Here is a 16349-nt window from a genome sequence, read left to right on the forward strand (position 1 = left end):
TTCCATGAGTGACCTGAAACCGTTGGGCATTACTGATGTGGTGTTACGCGATGCGCACCAATCCCTGTTTGCCACCCGTATGCGTTTGGATGACATGTTGCCGATTGCCGCGGAACTGGATGACATTGGCTTCTGGTCGTTGGAATCCTGGGGTGGGGCGACCTTTGACGCCTGTATCCGTTATCTGGGTGAAGATCCTTGGCAACGTATCCGAGAATTGAAACAGGCCATGCCGAAAACGCCGCAGCAAATGTTGCTGCGCGGCCAAAACCTGCTGGGCTATCGCCACTACGCGGATGATGTGGTGGATACCTTTGTGGAGCGGGCAGCAGAAAACGGCGTGGACGTGTTTCGTGTGTTTGATGCCATGAACGACATGCGCAACATTGAACGGGCCATCGCCGCCGTGGTGAAACAGGGCAAGCACGCCCAGGGCACCATCGCCTACACGGTCAGCCCGGTTCATACTTTGGATATGTGGGTGGAGCAGGGCAAAGTTATCGAACAGATGGGGGCCCACTCGGTTGCCATTAAAGACATGGCCGGGCTGTTGCGGCCTGCGGTGGCGTATGAACTGGTGACTCGCTTGAAAGCGGCCTTGAATATTCCCGTGCACATGCAGTCTCACGCCACCACTGGGCTGTCCACGGCCACGGCGTTGAAAGCGGCGGAGGCGGGTATCGATAACGTGGATACGGCCATTTCGTCCATGTCGATGACCTACGGCCACAGCCCTACAGAATCAGTGGTGGCCATGCTGGAAGGTACGGACCGGGATACCGGATTGGATATCAAAAAGCTGACCCGTATTGCCGGGTATTTTCGTGAGGTGCGTAAAAAGTACGCCGCCTTCGAGGGTAGCTTGCGTGGAGTGGATGCACGCATCCTGGTGGCACAGGTGCCGGGCGGCATGCTGACCAACATGGAAAGCCAGCTGAAAGAGCAGGGCGCGGCGGACCGATTCGATGAAGTGCTGAAGGAAATTCCCGTCGTTCGCGAGGACCTGGGCTTTATTCCCCTGGTGACGCCTACTTCGCAAATCGTCGGCACCCAAGCAGTGCTTAATGTGCTTTCTGGCGAGCGCTACAAAGTGCTCAGCAAGGAAACCCGCGGCATTCTGCGTGGTGAATATGGCGCTGCTCCCGCGCCCTACAATGCCGAATTGCAGCAGCGAGCGTTGGATGGCGATGAGCCGGTCACCTGTCGCCCCGGTGACTTGCTCGACAACGAAATGGACAGCCTGCGTGACGAAGTGCTGTGCTTGGCAAAAGACAAAGGCCTGACGCTGGAGGAAGGGCCGCGGTTAACCGATGACGTGCTCACCTACGCGCTGTTCCCGCAAATCGGCCAACGTTTTCTGGAAAACCGTGGCGATGCCTCGGCGTTTGAGGCGGCGCCCAATGAACGCGGTGCAAACACGTGTGATAGCGCTCAGGCTGAAGGCGTGTACACCGTGGAAGTGGATGGCCAGCAGTACACGGTAAAAGTGAACGAGGGCGGAAATGTCACCGGCCTGCGTGAAATGGGAGACCGGGCCGATCAAACGGCTACCGCCGCGCCCGCCGCAAACCCGGCCAACAGTGTGTCGGTGGCTGCGCCGTTAGCCGGAAATATTTTTCAGGTACTGGTAAAGCCTGGCGATCAGATCAGCGAAGGGCAAAAAATCATGGTGTTGGAAGCCATGAAAATGGAAACCGATGTGTCCAGTACCTGTGCCGGTGTGGTCAGCGAGGTTATTGTGAAAGAGGGCGATGCCGTGACTGTGGGGCAAGCCTTGCTCAGCGTGGAGCCTGCCCATGGATAAGCTGCAAACCCTTTGGCACAGCACCGGGCTGTTTCACATGAGCGGCGGCCAGTTAGTCATGTTGCTGGTTTGTCTGGTGTTGTTGTGGTTGGCGATTCACAAGAAATTCGAGCCGCTACTGTTGTTGCCCATTGGTTTTGGTGGCCTGCTGGCGAATATTCCTCTGGCGGGCTTGGCGGAGTCTGCCATTAGCCAGGCGCTGCATTTTGGTCCAGCCGAGCTACTGGCCTCCATGGCGCAGGTGCTGGGCATGGAACCCGATGCTGGCCGTGAGGCGCTTTATACGGCGGCTCAATCGGCAGGTCCCTCAGTACAGGACCAGTTGCACCATCTGGCCGGCAACGCCAATTACGGTGACGGAATTCTGTATTTAATTTATACCGTGGGCCTGACCACCGGGATCTTTCCGTTGTTGATCTTCATGGGCGTGGGAGCGATGACGGATTTCGGCCCGCTGCTGGCGAACCCTCGCACCCTGTTGCTGGGTGCTGCCGCGCAATTCGGGATTTTCGCCGCCTTGATGGGGGCGTTGGCACTGAATTTTCTAGGGTTGGAGTTTTCCCTATCGGATGCGGCGGCCATTGGCATTATCGGTGGCGCGGATGGCCCCACCTCGATCTATGTCACCACCAAACTGGCGCCACACTTACTCGGTGCCATTGCTGTAGCCGCATATTCCTACATGGCGCTGGTGCCGATTATTCAGCCTCCCATTATTCGTGCGCTGACGTCGGAAAAAGAACGCCAGATAAAAATGGAACAATTGCGTCCTGTCAGTCGAGTGGAAAAAATTCTGTTCCCGATTTTGCTGTTAGTGTTGGTGGCCCTTGTGCTTCCCGATGCCGCGCCGCTATTGGGCATGTTCTGCTTGGGTAACCTGATGAAGGAATCCGGTGTTGTGAACCGGTTAGTGGATACCACCAGTAACGCGCTGATTAATGTGGTCACCATCATGCTGGGGTTAGCCGTGGGCTCGAAACTCAGCGCCGACAAATTCCTGGTGATGGAAACCCTGGGCATTCTAGCCTTGGGCCTGGCGGCGTTCATGATTGGCACCGCAACCGGCGTGTTAATGGCCAAGCTGCTCAACCGCGTTAGTCGCCACCCGGTTAACCCCATCATTGGCGCTGCCGGTGTCTCCGCCGTGCCTATGGCGGCACGGGTGGCTAACAAGGTAGGGCTGGACGCCAACCCCCATAACTTCCTTCTGATGCACGCCATGGGCCCTAACGTGGCTGGAGTTATCGGCTCTGCTGTGGCCGCCGGCGTGCTGCTCAACTTTGCCGGCTGATCGATTTTCCCCGCGGTGGCCCCAGGGTCACGCGATCCTTTGCTGCCACGGGGAACCCGCAGAGTTATAGTACGTCGAAGACGCAATCCCCGCCCTTCGATGGAGTTCTCCCGTTGCCGCTGACGCTACAAACGCTGACTGAAAAACTGTATCGGATCCGACATATCTGGGCGTTTATCAGTTTTTCGTTGGGCCTGAGTAGTTATTTCCTAGTGGATCGCCAGCCCTGGCTGGCGGCGGTACTCACCGGGCTGTTGGTGTTGAGCTGGTTATTACTGCTTACCGAAGGGATCTGGCAGAACAAATTCATCGGAACCCGTTTTGATGGCTTGCCCCAGGGCATGCTCAAATTGTTATTGCAGGCAGTGCATCAAGAGGCATTCTTTTTCAGCTTGCCATTCGTGTTGCTGCAATGGTCCGGTGGCGCGGAATATATTTTCTTCACCACCCTGGTGGTCAGTGCGGCCTTGGCCAGTATTATTGATCCGGTCTATTTTGGGCTGGCCCGGCATCGGGCGCTGTATTTCGGCTTCCACGCCTGGGCGTTGTTTGTGGCCCTGCTAGTGCTGTTGCCGCTAATCTTTCACTGGAGTACCGACTCGGCCCTGGCGTGGGCAGGCTGGCTCACCGCCCTGTTTGCCTTGCCCAGCTTCTGGCGGTTTGGCGGGCCACGAAAGTGGTTTCGCTGGCTGGGGCTGATACTGATCTCGTGCCTAATTGCGCTGGCCCCGCGCTGGCTAGCCCCGCTGATGCCACCGCTAACGTTGTCTTTGCAGGAGCGCGCCGTCGCTTTGTCATTCAATCGCGCCGAGCGCAAGCCGCTGGTGAGTGGTGAAGTTTTTAGCGCAAACGAAGTGGCCGAAGGGCTGTATGCCTACACCGCCATCAAGGCGCCATTGGGGCTCGGGCAGGAGGTGTACCACTACTGGTTCCGCAACGGCGAACAGGTGGACCGCATTCCGTTGAACGTCTCTGGCGGGCGGGAATCGGGCTTTCGCACCTGGTCCCACAAACGCCACATTCCTGTGCCGTCACAGGGGCACTGGCGGGTAGAAGTGCGTACCGGGGATAACCAGATCATCGGCGTGATGCGCTTTACTATCACACCCTGATTCCTGCGGCTCCCCAGTCGCCCCTTCGCCCCCAAGCCCCTCAACACCCCAGCCCTCGTTGGCGCCTTGCTCGCAAGGCGAAGAGGCTGACGTCACTGCCGTGCCTTCGTGAGCCTCTGCCTCTTCGGACGCTAGGCCCAATGGTTTTTCAGACCCTTTTGGGCCGAACCCCTCCAAACCGCTATCCCGACTATGCCGTGCTCAACAGAACCCGCCATATCTTTGTAGGATATGGCTTACAGAAAAAGCTAAACGTTTGATATAGAGTGGTTTTAGGAACTGGGGAGTAACGGGGAAAGTCAGGAAATAGGCCGCTTCTTCGCGTTTTTCCAGACGAGATGGATTCTTTTTTTCACGGTAAGAATCTGACGGCCTTGCGAATTTCTGTGTTTCTCTCGAAAGCCATAAAAGAATTATGTCGAAAAAAGATAGGTCGAATCGTTCGACTGAATACGCTGTTATGTGTTCAGCACGTTGACGAATAAGGAGTTGCAATGAAAATCAAGGATTTGATCAAGAAGCTGCAGCAGTTTAATCCAGAGCAGTCCGTGGCCTGCTACACGGAGGACGAGGGCCTTAAGCACGACGGCGCTCCTGTCCAAATATTCGATATTTTGAATATTTCTGAATCTGAAGCCGAATCGAGCAGGCTAAACGATGGCGCAGGCAAGCCTTGGCTTAAGTTCGGAAAATCTGATAGCTCCTCAAAATTTGTTCTTATTGAAATCACATCCGATGCTTAGGTCGATAGATTCAACACATAACAAGTCACTGCACGGGACCACTTCTCCGCCGCTCCGCGGCTATAAACTGTCCCGTGAGTTCGAGCGTTAGATTGCGACCATGGCGATAAGTGAATTAAACGTAATACAGGCAGGGCTATTGGCTGTAGCTATGCTAAGCGGAATCATTTTCATGGTTATCACAATGGGGGTTCTGCAAAGCTACGAAAAATCCCAAAAGGCAAGGCCGCCAAGCGTTAATTTTTGGCCATTCCATAAGGCCCTGAAGGATCAATTTCCGTTGCTATCACGCGCTGGCCGTTTTCTTTATATCATGTCGGTTTTGGCGTCTATTCTGTTTTTTGTTTCCCTGTTGGGTGCGTAACGATATGCTTGGTTCACAATCTAACAAGTCAATCAACTTCGCGCCTTCGGCGCCGGACAGCTAAAAGCGTGGCTTCGCCACAACTCTGCCGGTTATTGAGGCGTTATGTGCAATAAGATCAGGAGCAGCTGATGAAGGGTGTGTTTTTTCTTCTTTTGCCAGTTTTTCTTCTTCAAGGCTGTGTGTCGACAAAGACCATTAATGTCATGAGTGAAGAAAAATTAACGGGGCCTAAGGTTATAGCCATGAGCGGTTCTCGAAGTGCATGGGTGTATGAAATTGAAAAGCGATTAAAGAGTAGTGGATTTCAAATTAAGCGGATGGTTAGTCAAAACTCGTCTGTAGAAAAAGTTAGCGATACGAAAACTGATATATACAAAGAGGCTTCATCCCAATATGTTTTGCACATAGATGGCTATGCTCCAAATAATTCAATGGAGCGCTGTTTCGGTGGTGGTTATCGCTTTGACTATATCAATGCTGAGCTAATTGATCTTGAAAAGAACGAAACAATTTTCCATTACTCGAATTCAGGCTATTCCGAGAATTGCCCTCCAATGTCAGGCACAATTTTTGGCGATATAGCAAATCTTGCAGAATCGGCATGGCAGTAGCACATAACAATGCCATGCATGCGACAAGCGCATGATGGCGGGCGTTAGCCTTCACTTTAAGTCAGGCGTAAAAATGGAACTTGAAGATCATTTAAAACCAATTATCGAAGACAAAAAAATGGCAGCGGATGTCCGCGATGAGGAGCTTTCGCGACATGTGCTAAGGCGTTTTTTTGCCGTTGGGAGGACTTTTGTTGGAGTGAGCTTTAAGCAATCTGACATTTTTGATTGCTACTTTAGAAATTGCCGATTCATTCGTTGTGACTTCACAGGCGCTAATATCAGCGGCTCCAACTTTCGAGGTGCGCAATACGAGGAATGCAAGTTTCAATACTCCTCCTGGGAGCATACTCATCTTGATGAAGAGTTCTTAGACAATTGTCTGCCAAGTGAAGAAAATTTGGCCCGTGATCTTGTTCGCTCCCTTCGGGTTAACTTTGGCCACACTGGGAACTATGCAGCAGTAAATAGAGCTGCATCAATTGAAGTAGCGCTAACAGGGCAGCATCTATACCATGCAGCCTATTCGAAGCAGTCATACTACCGCTCTAAATACAAAGGCTGGGATAGATTCGTACATGCGATTCGGCATGCACGCTGGAAGGCACTTGATCTGCTCTGGGGGAATGGAGAGAGCATATTTCGGATCCTGATTAGTAGTGCAACAGTAATATTTATTTGGGCTGGCATCCTCGCATGGGCTAACCCTAATTTTACATGGCCACAGTCTTTGTTTTCGGTAACTTATGCATTCTGGGGTATCGATACTTCACCTCCTTTGCCTAGGTGTCAATTTGCCTCCTTGTCTGTCATACGGTTCATATTTTTTGGGCTGTTTATGGCTATTCTAATCAAGCGGTTGGCAAGACGATGAGTCATGATATTTACGTATTCGGTTCTACTTGCCGAGGAGAAGCAACTCCTACTTCAGATGTCGATATTCTTGTGGTTCCCTTTGCGAAAAAACGTACTCAATATCCGCATGAGTGGAGCGTGTACTCCCCAGAAGTGATCAAAGAATATTTTACGAAAGGAAGACTGTTTGCTTGGCACCTTCATCTTGAGGCTAAGTGTGTGTATTGCTATGGCGATCAACCTTTCCTAGAAAATTTGGGGCCACCGGCCCCTTATTCAACTATCGCAGAAGATATCGATGACTTAGAGGCTTTGCTTAAGGAATCCCTAAACGAGCTTACGACTGGGACTAGCAACGTTGTATATGAGTTGGGTATTGCTCATACAGCGATTCGGGACATCGCCATGTGCGCATCCTGGGCAATGCTGGAAAAACCGTCTTTTTCGGCTGATGCACCCTATCGGCTTCCGGTTGAGTGTCCACTGGAGCGCTCAATTTATAGGCAGATTATGCTGGCAAGGCATAGTTCAACACGAGGTGTAACAATCGATTTCGATCCGACTTATGCAGCTCGTACCGTTGTTGAAACCCCATTAGCAAAATGGGTAGATTCTCTGCGAGAGGCGATATGAAGAATACCTTTTTGAATAGAGTGTCAGCAGAACGTCGTGTATTGACACTGGTAAACAGATACTCCTCCAGTGTTGAGGAACTTACCGGGCTGTCTAGAGCGGCCATATTGCGCTGGCAAGCTGTGGTGGGGTTTCATTCAGAAAACCGTGTTGTCCCTTTGCTTTTTGATCTCGCTGAACAATGCCAGAGGCTATCGGACCGGAGCAATGAAACGTTTATGCCTTTGGAGAAAGCTCAAGCTAAAAAAATAGAAGAGCAACTCGGAGAGCTAAAGGAAGAGCTGCAAAGGTGCCGGTGAGGGCTAACAAGTTGCTGCACTCGGAAAAATTACTCGCTGCGCTCCTAATTTTCCGGTGAGCAAGGCGTTAAATAATCGCAGGAAGAGATTGAAATCGAGTTATTGGGCTATACGGATGAGTTACTGCAGGTCGATAACCCGCAAAGCCCCCGAAGTCACGATATCAGCTTCGCTATCTTAGCTGAGGGCTATAGCGCATTTTCTATTGGCTTTTGCCGACGAGATTGAAATCGAAGGGAACCAATTTAAACACGAGTATTTCGAGTTCGATCCAGGGGATAACCTAGCGTTGGTTGTTTTGAGTCCCGATACTGCGTGGGGAGCACCGCTAACAGCTGAAAGCCACCTTTTCTGTCAGTGCGTTCCTGCGCCAAACCCTAAAACCGTTCCTTTCCCAGTGGCATCAACAGCACCGCTGCGCCTATCAACGCCACTGCTGCGCCGATCAACCCGGGCGAAAAACTCCCTCTGCTTTCCAGTAACCATGCCGTGACTACTGGCCCCAGTATCTGCCCGACCCCATAGCAGGCGGTTAATGCGCCTAGGGCGGCGCTGGCGGCGTGGGGGGCCAGTTGGCGGGCGCAGTACATGCTTAGGGCGACCACGGCGGTAAAGGTGCCGCCTACCAGCAGGCCACTGGTGACCAGCCCGGCCAGACCGGGGAGCCAGGCGGGAGCACTCACGCCTACGGCCTGCACTACCAGCGCCATCATCAAGGCATTGCGCTCGCTTGTGTGGCTGGCCAGTTTGCCCCACAGCAGGTTGGCGGGAACGGCAGCCAGGCCCACGGCAAGCCAAGTATAGAAGGCGGCGCTGTCCAGCCCAGGCAGTTGTTGTTTGGCGATCACCGGCAGGTAGGTGGTGCTGGTGATGTAGCCGAACCCGGCGAGAGAATAACTGGCAATAAGGAAGCCCAGAGCTTTGCGGTTTACCGGTACCCGGGTATGGGCATGTTCACTGGCGTGGGGCAGGGCGGGAATCACACGCAGAAACGCCATGAAGACAAGTGCCAGCGCGCCGCAGGAAAACCACATAAAGGGATAGCGGCCTTGCAGGAACTCAACCAATGCTACGGTGAGGGCGGCGATGCTGATGCCCAAGCCAATGCCGGCGTAATGGATATTGCCTAACCGGGCGCGCAGGTGATTGGGCAAGGCGCCAAGCACCAGGGCAGAGCCGTTGACCATGATGATGGCGCTGGCGATGCCGGCCAAGAAGCGGTTGATTGCCCAAGGAAGAAACGTCTCGCTGAGACCCATCAATAGGCTGCTAACCACACTCACCCACAGTGCGACCCAGAAGGCGCTACGTGCCCGGTGAGAGGGGACGGCCATGGCAAGCATGGCACCCAGCAGGTAACCGCCGTAGTTCACCGCCGCTAGATAGCCGCCACTCACCGCCGTTAGCGCTGTGTCAGCAATCATGCCGGGCAGGGCAGGGGTAAAGAGAAAGCGGCCAATGCCCAGGGCAATGACCAAACTGAGGGCGCCGGCCAGGGCAATGCGCAGGGCGTCGTTGTCGTGTTGGGCCATAAGGGCTCGGTCTAAATTAATGATGGATGGCTGCGGTCATGTGCCGGGCAGCCTAGCAGGTCGGCGCTTGTTGCTCTGCACCTTTCAGATGATGTTCATTATTTCTCTCAGTGATAATGGGCCTTTGGTCGCAAGCGGTGCGCATTTTTTTCACCATGCTGGCGCAAAAGCGGGTTTTGTGGGGGGTGATCGGCTATGCAGCACAACAGTGATGCATTTTGGTGAGAACGAAATGATTCACAATAGTGCTGTTTGTGCAATTTATGGGCGTGGCGATCGTTTCTGTAGACAGCATTAATCGTTAAGTTATTGAAAGTATTGTGTTTTCAAAGTTGGCACAGCAATTGCCTTAGTGGGTACATCACAGCAACAGTGTTGTGACCCAAATACTTCTTCGTGATCAATGGCGATCACGATCAGATTCGAGCAAAGGCGCTCATGGCATCCGGTCAACGATGACAGGATTCTCTGAGCGCTTTTTTTATGCCAGCGCGATAGCAGGCAAATGAGGGAAGACGGATGAAAAAGTTTATTCGCATAGCAATTACTGCACTGACGGTGGGGCTCTCGGCCAACGCCATGGCGGAAGATTCTGTGGGCTGGCCGGAAAAGGCTGATCTGAAGTTTGGCTTCATCAAGCTGACCGACATGGCGCCGCTCGCTGTGGCCTACGAGAAAGGGTTTTTTGAAGAAGAAGGTTTGTTTGTGACCTTAGAGGCCCAGGCCAACTGGAAAGTCCTGCTAGACCGGGTGATTGACGGTCAGCTGGATGGGGCGCACATGCTGGCAGGCCAGCCGCTGGGGGCGACTATTGGCTACGGCACCGAAGCGCACATTGTTACGGCGTTTAGCATGGACTTAAACGGTAATGGCATCACCGTTTCCAATGCGGTGTGGGAGGAAATGAAGAAGAGCATCCCGGTGGAGAATGGCAAACCGGTGCATCCGATCAAGGCGGATGCACTCAAGCCGGTGGTGGAAAAGTACAAAGCTGAGGGCAAGTCTTTCAACATGGGCATGGTGTTCCCGGTATCCACTCACAACTACGAGCTGCGTTACTGGCTGGCCGCCGGTGGCCTCAACCCGGGTTTCTACGCCCCACACAAGGGCGACACCAGTGGCCAGCTGCAGGCTGACGTATTGCTGTCGGTTACCCCGCCACCACAAATGCCGGCCACCTTGGAAGCGGGCACCATTTACGGTTACTGCGTGGGTGAGCCTTGGAATCAGCAAGCTGTATTCAAAGGTATCGGTGTGCCGGTAATTACTGATTACGAAATCTGGAAGAACAACCCGGAAAAAGTGTTCGGTGTGAGTAAGGGTTGGGCTGACAAGTACCCCAACACCCATATCCGTGTAGTGAAAGCGATGATTCGTGCGGCCAAGTGGCTGGATGAGAACGACAATGCCAACCGCCCGGAAGCAGTGAAGATCCTGTCTCAGCCTAACTATGTGGGGGCGGATTATGACGTGATCGCCAACTCAATGACCGGGACCTTTGAATATGAGAAAGGTGATAAGCGTGAAGTGCCGGACTTCAATGTGTTCTTCCGCTACAACGCTACCTATCCATTCTACTCCGATGCCATCTGGTACCTGACGCAGATGCGTCGCTGGGGCCAAATCAGCGAATCCAAACCGGATAGCTGGTACATGGATATCGCCAAGCAAGTGTATCGCCCGGACATCTATGCCCAAGCGGCTAAGGCGCTGATTGCTGAAGGCAAGATCTCTGCGGATGAGTTTCCTGACTTCGCCACCGAAGACGGCTTTAAAGCACCGCAAAAAGGCTTTATCGACAACATCACTTACGACGGCCGCAAACCTAATGCGTACCTGAAGAAGTTTCCGATTGGTCTGAAAGAGGGCGACGCGCTTTAACAGCGTGTCTCCTTCAAGGAGAAGCAATCATGGTGACCCTGGCTTTCCCAACTTGGATGGAACCCTACCGTGCGCTGGCTACCGGCAAGATGTCCGGTGAGCAGTGGCAGGCGTTGCTGCGCCAGTTGATCTGGCCGGTGATGGGCATTGCCGCCTTTCTGTTGCTCTGGCAGCTGGCGGCCCAACGTATCGACACGTCGTTGGGGCAATTCCCGGGGCCAGCGGATGTTTGGCAGCAGGCAGGGTCTCTGGTGGATGAACATCAGGCGTCCCGAGCGAAGGAAGAGGCGTTTCACGAACGCCAGGAAAAATACATTGCTTCGCGTCTGCAGCAGCAGCCGGACTGGGAGCCGGTCCAACGGAATTACACGGGGGCGCCGACCTTCTTTGATCAGATTGGCACCAGCTTGATCACGGTGATGAGTGGCTTCTTGCTGGCATCATTGATTGCGATTCCTCTCGGTATCGTCATTGGTTTGAGCAGCACTGCGTATGCGGCTATGAATCCGCTGATTCAGTTGTTCAAACCGGTGTCACCGTTGGCATGGTTGCCCCTGGTCACCATGGTGGTGAGCGCGTTGTATGTGACCGACGACCCGATGGTGGCTAAGTCGTTCCTGACGTCCATGTTCACAGTGTCTCTATGTTGTCTGTGGCCAACGCTGATGAACACCTCCGTGGGGGTGACGTCTGTGAGCCAGGATCTGACCAACGTCTCTTTGGTGCTGCGGCTGAATGCGCTGAGCCATATACGCAAGATTGTACTGCCTTCTGCACTGCCAATGATGTTCACCGGTTTGCGCCTGAGCTTGGGGATCGCCTGGATGGTGCTGATCGCTGCCGAGATGCTGGCGCAGAATCCGGGGCTGGGGAAATTTGTTTGGGATGAATTTCAGAACGGTAGTTCTCAATCTCTCGGCCGAATTATGGTTGCCGTTATCGTAATTGGTCTGATCGGTTTTCTGCTGGATCGCTTAATGCTCATGCTGCAACGCGCTCTGGTGTGGGACAAATCTTCCGTACAGCGCTAAGCACAGGGAAAACGACATGAAAGCATTACTGGAACTCTCCAACGTTGGTATGAAATTCGATACGCCCAAGGGCCAGTTCGAAGCCCTGAAAGAGGTGAACCTTAAAATTGATTCCGGCGAATTTGTTTCTCTGATTGGTCACTCCGGATGTGGTAAATCCACCGTGCTCAACATCGTCGCGGGCCTGCTACAGGCCACCGATGGCGGTGTCATTCTCGACAACCATGAGGTGACCGAGCCTGGCCCGGAACGGGCCGTAGTATTCCAGAACCATTCGCTGCTGCCCTGGCTCACCTCGTTCGAAAATGTCGAGCTGGCGGTCAAGCAGGTCTTCAAAAAGACCAAGACCAAAGCGGAAATACGCGACTGGGTAGAGCACAACTTGGAACTGGTGCACATGGGACACGCCCTGCACAAAAAGCCAGACGAAATTTCCGGGGGTATGAAACAGCGGGTGGGTATTGCCCGTGCGTTGGCCATGCAGCCCCAGGTGCTGCTCATGGATGAACCCTTTGGTGCGCTTGATGCACTGACCCGTGCTCACCTGCAGGATTCCCTGATGGAAATCCATGCTCAGCTGGGCACCACGGTGATCATGATTACCCACGATGTGGATGAGGCGGTACTGCTGTCCGATCGTATCGTCATGATGACCAATGGCCCGTCTGCCACCATTGGCGAAATTTTGGACGTGAACGTACCGCGGCCACGAGATCGCCTGGCACTGGCAGATGACCCGACCTTTGTGCGCTGTCGTCAACAGGTGCTTCAGTTCCTGTACGAAAAGCAGCGCAAGGTGGAGCCAATGCGAAAACGCAATAGCAATAACGCTGAGGCGGCTCGCAAACAGGCTTGAAGTAAACGCATAACGATGGAATGAACCCACCTGCTTTTTTGTGCACGGAAAGCGGGAACAGGGAAGGTGCGCTCTGAATTAACCAAAAAACGATTTTAACTTTGGGAAGGTGTTGAGGAAATGATGATGAAAAATGCTGCCATTGCTGCCGGTGTCCTGCTCTCCGCGCTGGGTGTTGCAGGTACCGCTAACGCCGAAGATGATGCCTTTATTACGGCTCTCAAAGGCGGTACTCCGCTGCTGAACATGCGCCTGCGCTACGAAGAAGTCGACATTGACGGTATGGCTGACGAAGGTCAGGCACTCACCCTGCGTACCCGTTTGGGCTACCAGAGTGGCAAATTTTACGGCTTCGACGTAATGGGCGAATTTGAAGATACCCGCATCGTTGGCCAGGTGGATAATTATGCCCCGGAGCAAGGTGGCTATCCGATCATTGCGGATCCGGAAGTGACTGAACTTAACCGCGCTGCCATTCGCTACACTGGTAGCGATGCGTTGGAAGGCCTGGTTGCTACCTATGGCCGTCAACGCATCATTTATGACAATGCGCGCTTTGTGGGCAATGTGGGCTGGCGCCAGGATGAGCAAACCTTCGACGGTGCAAAGCTGGACTATGGTGTCGGTGATCTGACGTTCTCCACGGCGTACCTGACTCAAGTAAATGGCATTACCCCATCGTTTGATGCCAATACCTCCCATTATCTGTTCAACGCTAGCTGGGCCGGCGCGCCAGGTGGGTCCCTAAGCGCCTATGGCTATCTGCTTGAAACAGACAATGTGACGGATTCCGATAACGATACTTTCGGCCTGCGTTATGCCGGTGCTTTTGATCTGGACTCACTCAAATTGTTGCTGACTCTGGAAGGGGCCCAGCAGGAAGTTGAGACCGGTGATACCGAGTACTACTTTGCCGAATTGGGCGCACAAATTGCTGGCGTGACAGTAAAAGTGGCACAGGAAGTGCTTGGTTCTGATGATGGCACCGTAGCGTTCCAGACGCCTCTGGCCACCAAGCATGCCTTTAATGGCTGGTCGGATCAGTTCTTGGCGACACCGGATGATGGTCTGGAAGATACCTTTGTGTCAGTGGGTGGCAAGCTGGCGGGTTTCAAGTTGCTGGCGGTATTCCATGACTTCAAGTCCAACGAAGGCAGCACTGACTACGGTACAGAAACCAATGTGCTGGTAGCGCGCCCAATCGGTAAAAACTACGTAGTAGGACTGAAGTATGCAGACTACAGCGCCGATGACTTCAAGTCTGATACCCGCAAGTACTGGGCCTGGGCAGAACTGAAATTCTGATCCCCGACCTTCCCCGTTAGATCCTCAGAAAAGGAGGTGTCAGGTGGAAGCAAAACGTTATCAGCCCCAACCCCGGGTACCTGATGCCCAGGCCGAACAGCCCGTCATCATTGTTGGCAATGGCCCGGCGGGAATACAGTGCCTGGTGGAGTTGCGCCGCCGTGGTGTGACCACACCAGTGAAGCTGTTCGGTGCAGAGCATTGGGCTCCGTATGATCGCGTCAAGCTTTCCACCTTTCTTTTCGGATCCACCGAGTTTGATGATCTCACCAACTTGCCCCCTGAACTGGATGACTCGGTAGAGCATCTGGTTGGGCGGCCCGTTACCGGGATTAATCCCGACCGTCGCTGGGTAGAGGACAGACTCGGTCAGCGTCACCACTACAGTAGCCTGGTTCTCGCGCTGGGCAGTGACGCCCATATTCCTTCCATACCGGGCACAACCTTGTCTGGTGTGTTGCGTTTTCGCGATATGGCCGACGCCCAAGCGTTAATCGCCCGTCGCTTGCGAAGTACCCATACTGTTGTCATTGGCGGCGGTCTTCTCGGTATTGAAGCTGCCCACGGATTGTGTCGTTTCGGGACCAACGTCACCTTGATTCAGCATGCCGATCGGTTGATGAATCGCCAGCTTGATAGTGAAGCGGCCAGCATGGTGGCCAATAACTTGCGCGAAGCCGGTGTGGATATACGGCTCAATACCAGTGTCCGGCGTATTAAGGGAACGGAACGTGTGGAGTCAGTGGTGCTTGCGGATGGCAGTGAGCTGCCTTGCGACACGGTGGTCTTCGCAACGGGAATTGCCCCGCGGACAGCACTGGCCCGCAAGGCGGGGCTCAAGGTTGCTAATGGTATTCGTGTCACTGCGAGCATGCAGACCTCAGATCCGCATATTTATGCGGTGGGCGAGTGCGCCCAGTTTGAAGATCGGGTATGCGGCCTAGTGATGCCGGCACTGCAACAGGCCCGGGTCGCTGCGGGATGCCTTGCCGGCAGTGATGACAGTTATACACCGGTGGCTGATAGCACTTGGCTAAAAGTTTTGTCGTTGGAGGTATTCAGTGCAGGGCGTTTTACTGACGAAGAGCGGGGCATGGTGCATCGCAGTCTTGTTTACCACGATAGCAATGCTGGCATTTATCGTGCCTTGATGTTGCGCGCCGGGCGGTTGGTGGGCGTGGTTTCCGTGGGCTCTTGGGCGGAACGTCAGAAAGTGCTCAATCGCATCGCCGATGGTCGTCGCATACAGCCTTGGGAAGTATTGCGTTTCCGCTTTACTGGTGAGCTGAATGAAGGGGGCGCCGGGCAAGTGAGCGAATGGCCGGCCGCCACCGTGATCTGTCAGTGCCGGGGGCTGTCCCGTCGCCAACTACAGGATTTCATGGCCGACGGCTGTGACGTGGCCACCCTGAAATCTGTGAGCGGCGCCGGCACGGTATGTGGTGGCTGTGAGCCGCTGCTGGATAGTTTGTGCAGTGGTGGTGCAGCTGCCGCCCGTAAGGTGCCTGGGGCCACCGCGCTAGCCATTATCTCAGCCGTTGCCGCGTTTGTTATGGCATTGGCCTTCTGGTTGCCGTCACCGGCTCCGGCCAGCTCGGTACAGAATATTTCTCTGTTTGAACAATTTTCCCGCAACGGCTTGTGGCGACAGTGGAGCGGCTATGCCGTGTTGGCCGTTTCTGTGCTGCTGTTGCTGATGTCCTTGAAAAAACGTTTTCCGAAAGTGCCCATGGGGAGTTTTACGGGGTGGCGCATTGCCCATGCAGTACTGGCTTTGCTTGCTTTGTTAGCACTGTATTGGCACACCGGTTTTTCATTGGGGGAAAACCTAAACCGCTGGCTGATGTTGAGTTTTATCGGTGCCGCCATGGTTGGCATTACTGCGGCGCTGCTAACCCGTCTGCAGGTTGCCATGAACGGAGTGGGGTGGCTGCGACAAGGCAGCACTTGGCTGCACATTCTGGTGTGCTGGCCGCTGCCGACGCTACTGATCTTTCACATCGTTTCGGCGTACTACTTCTAAAGGGCG

At 53.9% G+C, this 16349-nt stretch carries 14 protein-coding genes; 13 read left to right on the forward strand and 1 reads right to left on the reverse strand.

Annotation, left to right across the window (positions count from 1 at the left end):
* Nucleotides 1–4: 4 nt before the first annotated feature.
* The 8 genes from oadA to ABNH10_RS09845 all read left to right on the forward strand — a co-directional run bounded on the left by oadA (nt 5) and on the right by ABNH10_RS09845 (nt 7715).
* Nucleotides 5–1804 carry a sodium-extruding oxaloacetate decarboxylase subunit alpha gene (gene oadA, locus ABNH10_RS09810; RefSeq protein ID WP_349385776.1) on the forward strand — a complete coding sequence of 600 codons (1800 nt, stop codon included), beginning with the start codon at nt 5–7 and terminating at the stop codon, nt 1802–1804.
* The gene (locus ABNH10_RS09815; RefSeq protein ID WP_011588129.1) at nt 1797–3095 is read left to right on the forward strand and encodes a sodium ion-translocating decarboxylase subunit beta; all 1299 of its coding nucleotides are present in this window, start codon (nt 1797–1799) and stop codon (nt 3093–3095) included. The genes oadA and ABNH10_RS09815 overlap by 8 nt, the downstream gene beginning before the upstream one ends.
* A gap of 113 nt (nt 3096–3208) precedes the next feature.
* Nucleotides 3209–4207: a DUF5924 family protein gene (locus ABNH10_RS09820; protein ID WP_046961740.1), complete on the forward strand. Its 999-nt coding sequence runs from the start codon at nt 3209–3211 to the stop codon at nt 4205–4207.
* Nucleotides 4208–4701: 494 nt separating this feature from the next.
* On the forward strand, nt 4702–4950 hold the full coding sequence (locus ABNH10_RS09825) for a hypothetical protein (protein WP_349385777.1): 249 nt from the start codon (nt 4702–4704) through the stop codon (nt 4948–4950).
* A gap of 495 nt (nt 4951–5445) precedes the next feature.
* Nucleotides 5446–5928, forward strand: coding sequence for a hypothetical protein (locus ABNH10_RS09830; RefSeq protein ID WP_349385778.1), 483 nt, complete (start codon nt 5446–5448; stop codon nt 5926–5928).
* A gap of 73 nt (nt 5929–6001) precedes the next feature.
* Nucleotides 6002–6802 (forward strand): pentapeptide repeat-containing protein, encoded by an 801-nt coding sequence (locus ABNH10_RS09835; RefSeq protein ID WP_052753737.1) that lies wholly within the window; start codon nt 6002–6004, stop codon nt 6800–6802.
* Nucleotides 6799–7416 carry a nucleotidyltransferase domain-containing protein gene (locus ABNH10_RS09840; protein ID WP_082116346.1) on the forward strand — a complete coding sequence of 206 codons (618 nt, stop codon included), beginning with the start codon at nt 6799–6801 and terminating at the stop codon, nt 7414–7416. Before ABNH10_RS09835 ends, ABNH10_RS09840 begins: the two co-directional genes overlap by 4 nt.
* Nucleotides 7413–7715 (forward strand): hypothetical protein, encoded by a 303-nt coding sequence (locus tag ABNH10_RS09845; protein WP_052753739.1) that lies wholly within the window; start codon nt 7413–7415, stop codon nt 7713–7715. Before ABNH10_RS09840 ends, ABNH10_RS09845 begins: the two co-directional genes overlap by 4 nt.
* Before the next feature lie 377 nt (nt 7716–8092).
* Here ABNH10_RS09845 and ABNH10_RS09850 read toward each other — a convergent pair whose 3' ends face one another.
* On the reverse strand, nt 8093–9247 hold the full coding sequence (locus ABNH10_RS09850; RefSeq protein ID WP_011588134.1) for a YbfB/YjiJ family MFS transporter: 1155 nt from the start codon (nt 9245–9247) through the stop codon (nt 8093–8095).
* 519 nt (nt 9248–9766) lie between these two features.
* Here ABNH10_RS09850 and ABNH10_RS09855 point away from each other — a divergent pair.
* The 5 genes from ABNH10_RS09855 to ABNH10_RS09875 all read left to right on the forward strand — a co-directional run bounded on the left by ABNH10_RS09855 (nt 9767) and on the right by ABNH10_RS09875 (nt 16343).
* A complete protein-coding gene (locus tag ABNH10_RS09855; RefSeq protein ID WP_011588135.1) occupies nt 9767–11128 on the forward strand; it encodes a CmpA/NrtA family ABC transporter substrate-binding protein in 1362 nt (453 codons plus the stop codon).
* A 29-nt stretch (nt 11129–11157) separates the two neighbouring features.
* The gene (locus tag ABNH10_RS09860; protein WP_349385779.1) at nt 11158–12159 is read left to right on the forward strand and encodes an ABC transporter permease; all 1002 of its coding nucleotides are present in this window, start codon (nt 11158–11160) and stop codon (nt 12157–12159) included.
* A 16-nt stretch (nt 12160–12175) separates the two neighbouring features.
* Entirely contained in the window at nt 12176–13015 is an 840-nt protein-coding gene (locus tag ABNH10_RS09865; protein WP_011588137.1) for an ABC transporter ATP-binding protein, read from the forward strand.
* A 120-nt stretch (nt 13016–13135) separates the two neighbouring features.
* Entirely contained in the window at nt 13136–14320 is a 1185-nt protein-coding gene (locus ABNH10_RS09870; RefSeq protein ID WP_349385780.1) for an alginate export family protein, read from the forward strand.
* Between the two features lie 43 nt (nt 14321–14363).
* The gene (locus tag ABNH10_RS09875; RefSeq protein ID WP_349385781.1) at nt 14364–16343 is read left to right on the forward strand and encodes an FAD-dependent oxidoreductase; all 1980 of its coding nucleotides are present in this window, start codon (nt 14364–14366) and stop codon (nt 16341–16343) included.
* The last annotated feature ends 6 nt before the right edge of the window (nt 16344–16349 follow it).

It is taken from the genome of Alcanivorax sp., assembly GCF_040119285.1.
In the GTDB taxonomy this organism is placed as follows: domain Bacteria; phylum Pseudomonadota; class Gammaproteobacteria; order Pseudomonadales; family Alcanivoracaceae; genus Alcanivorax.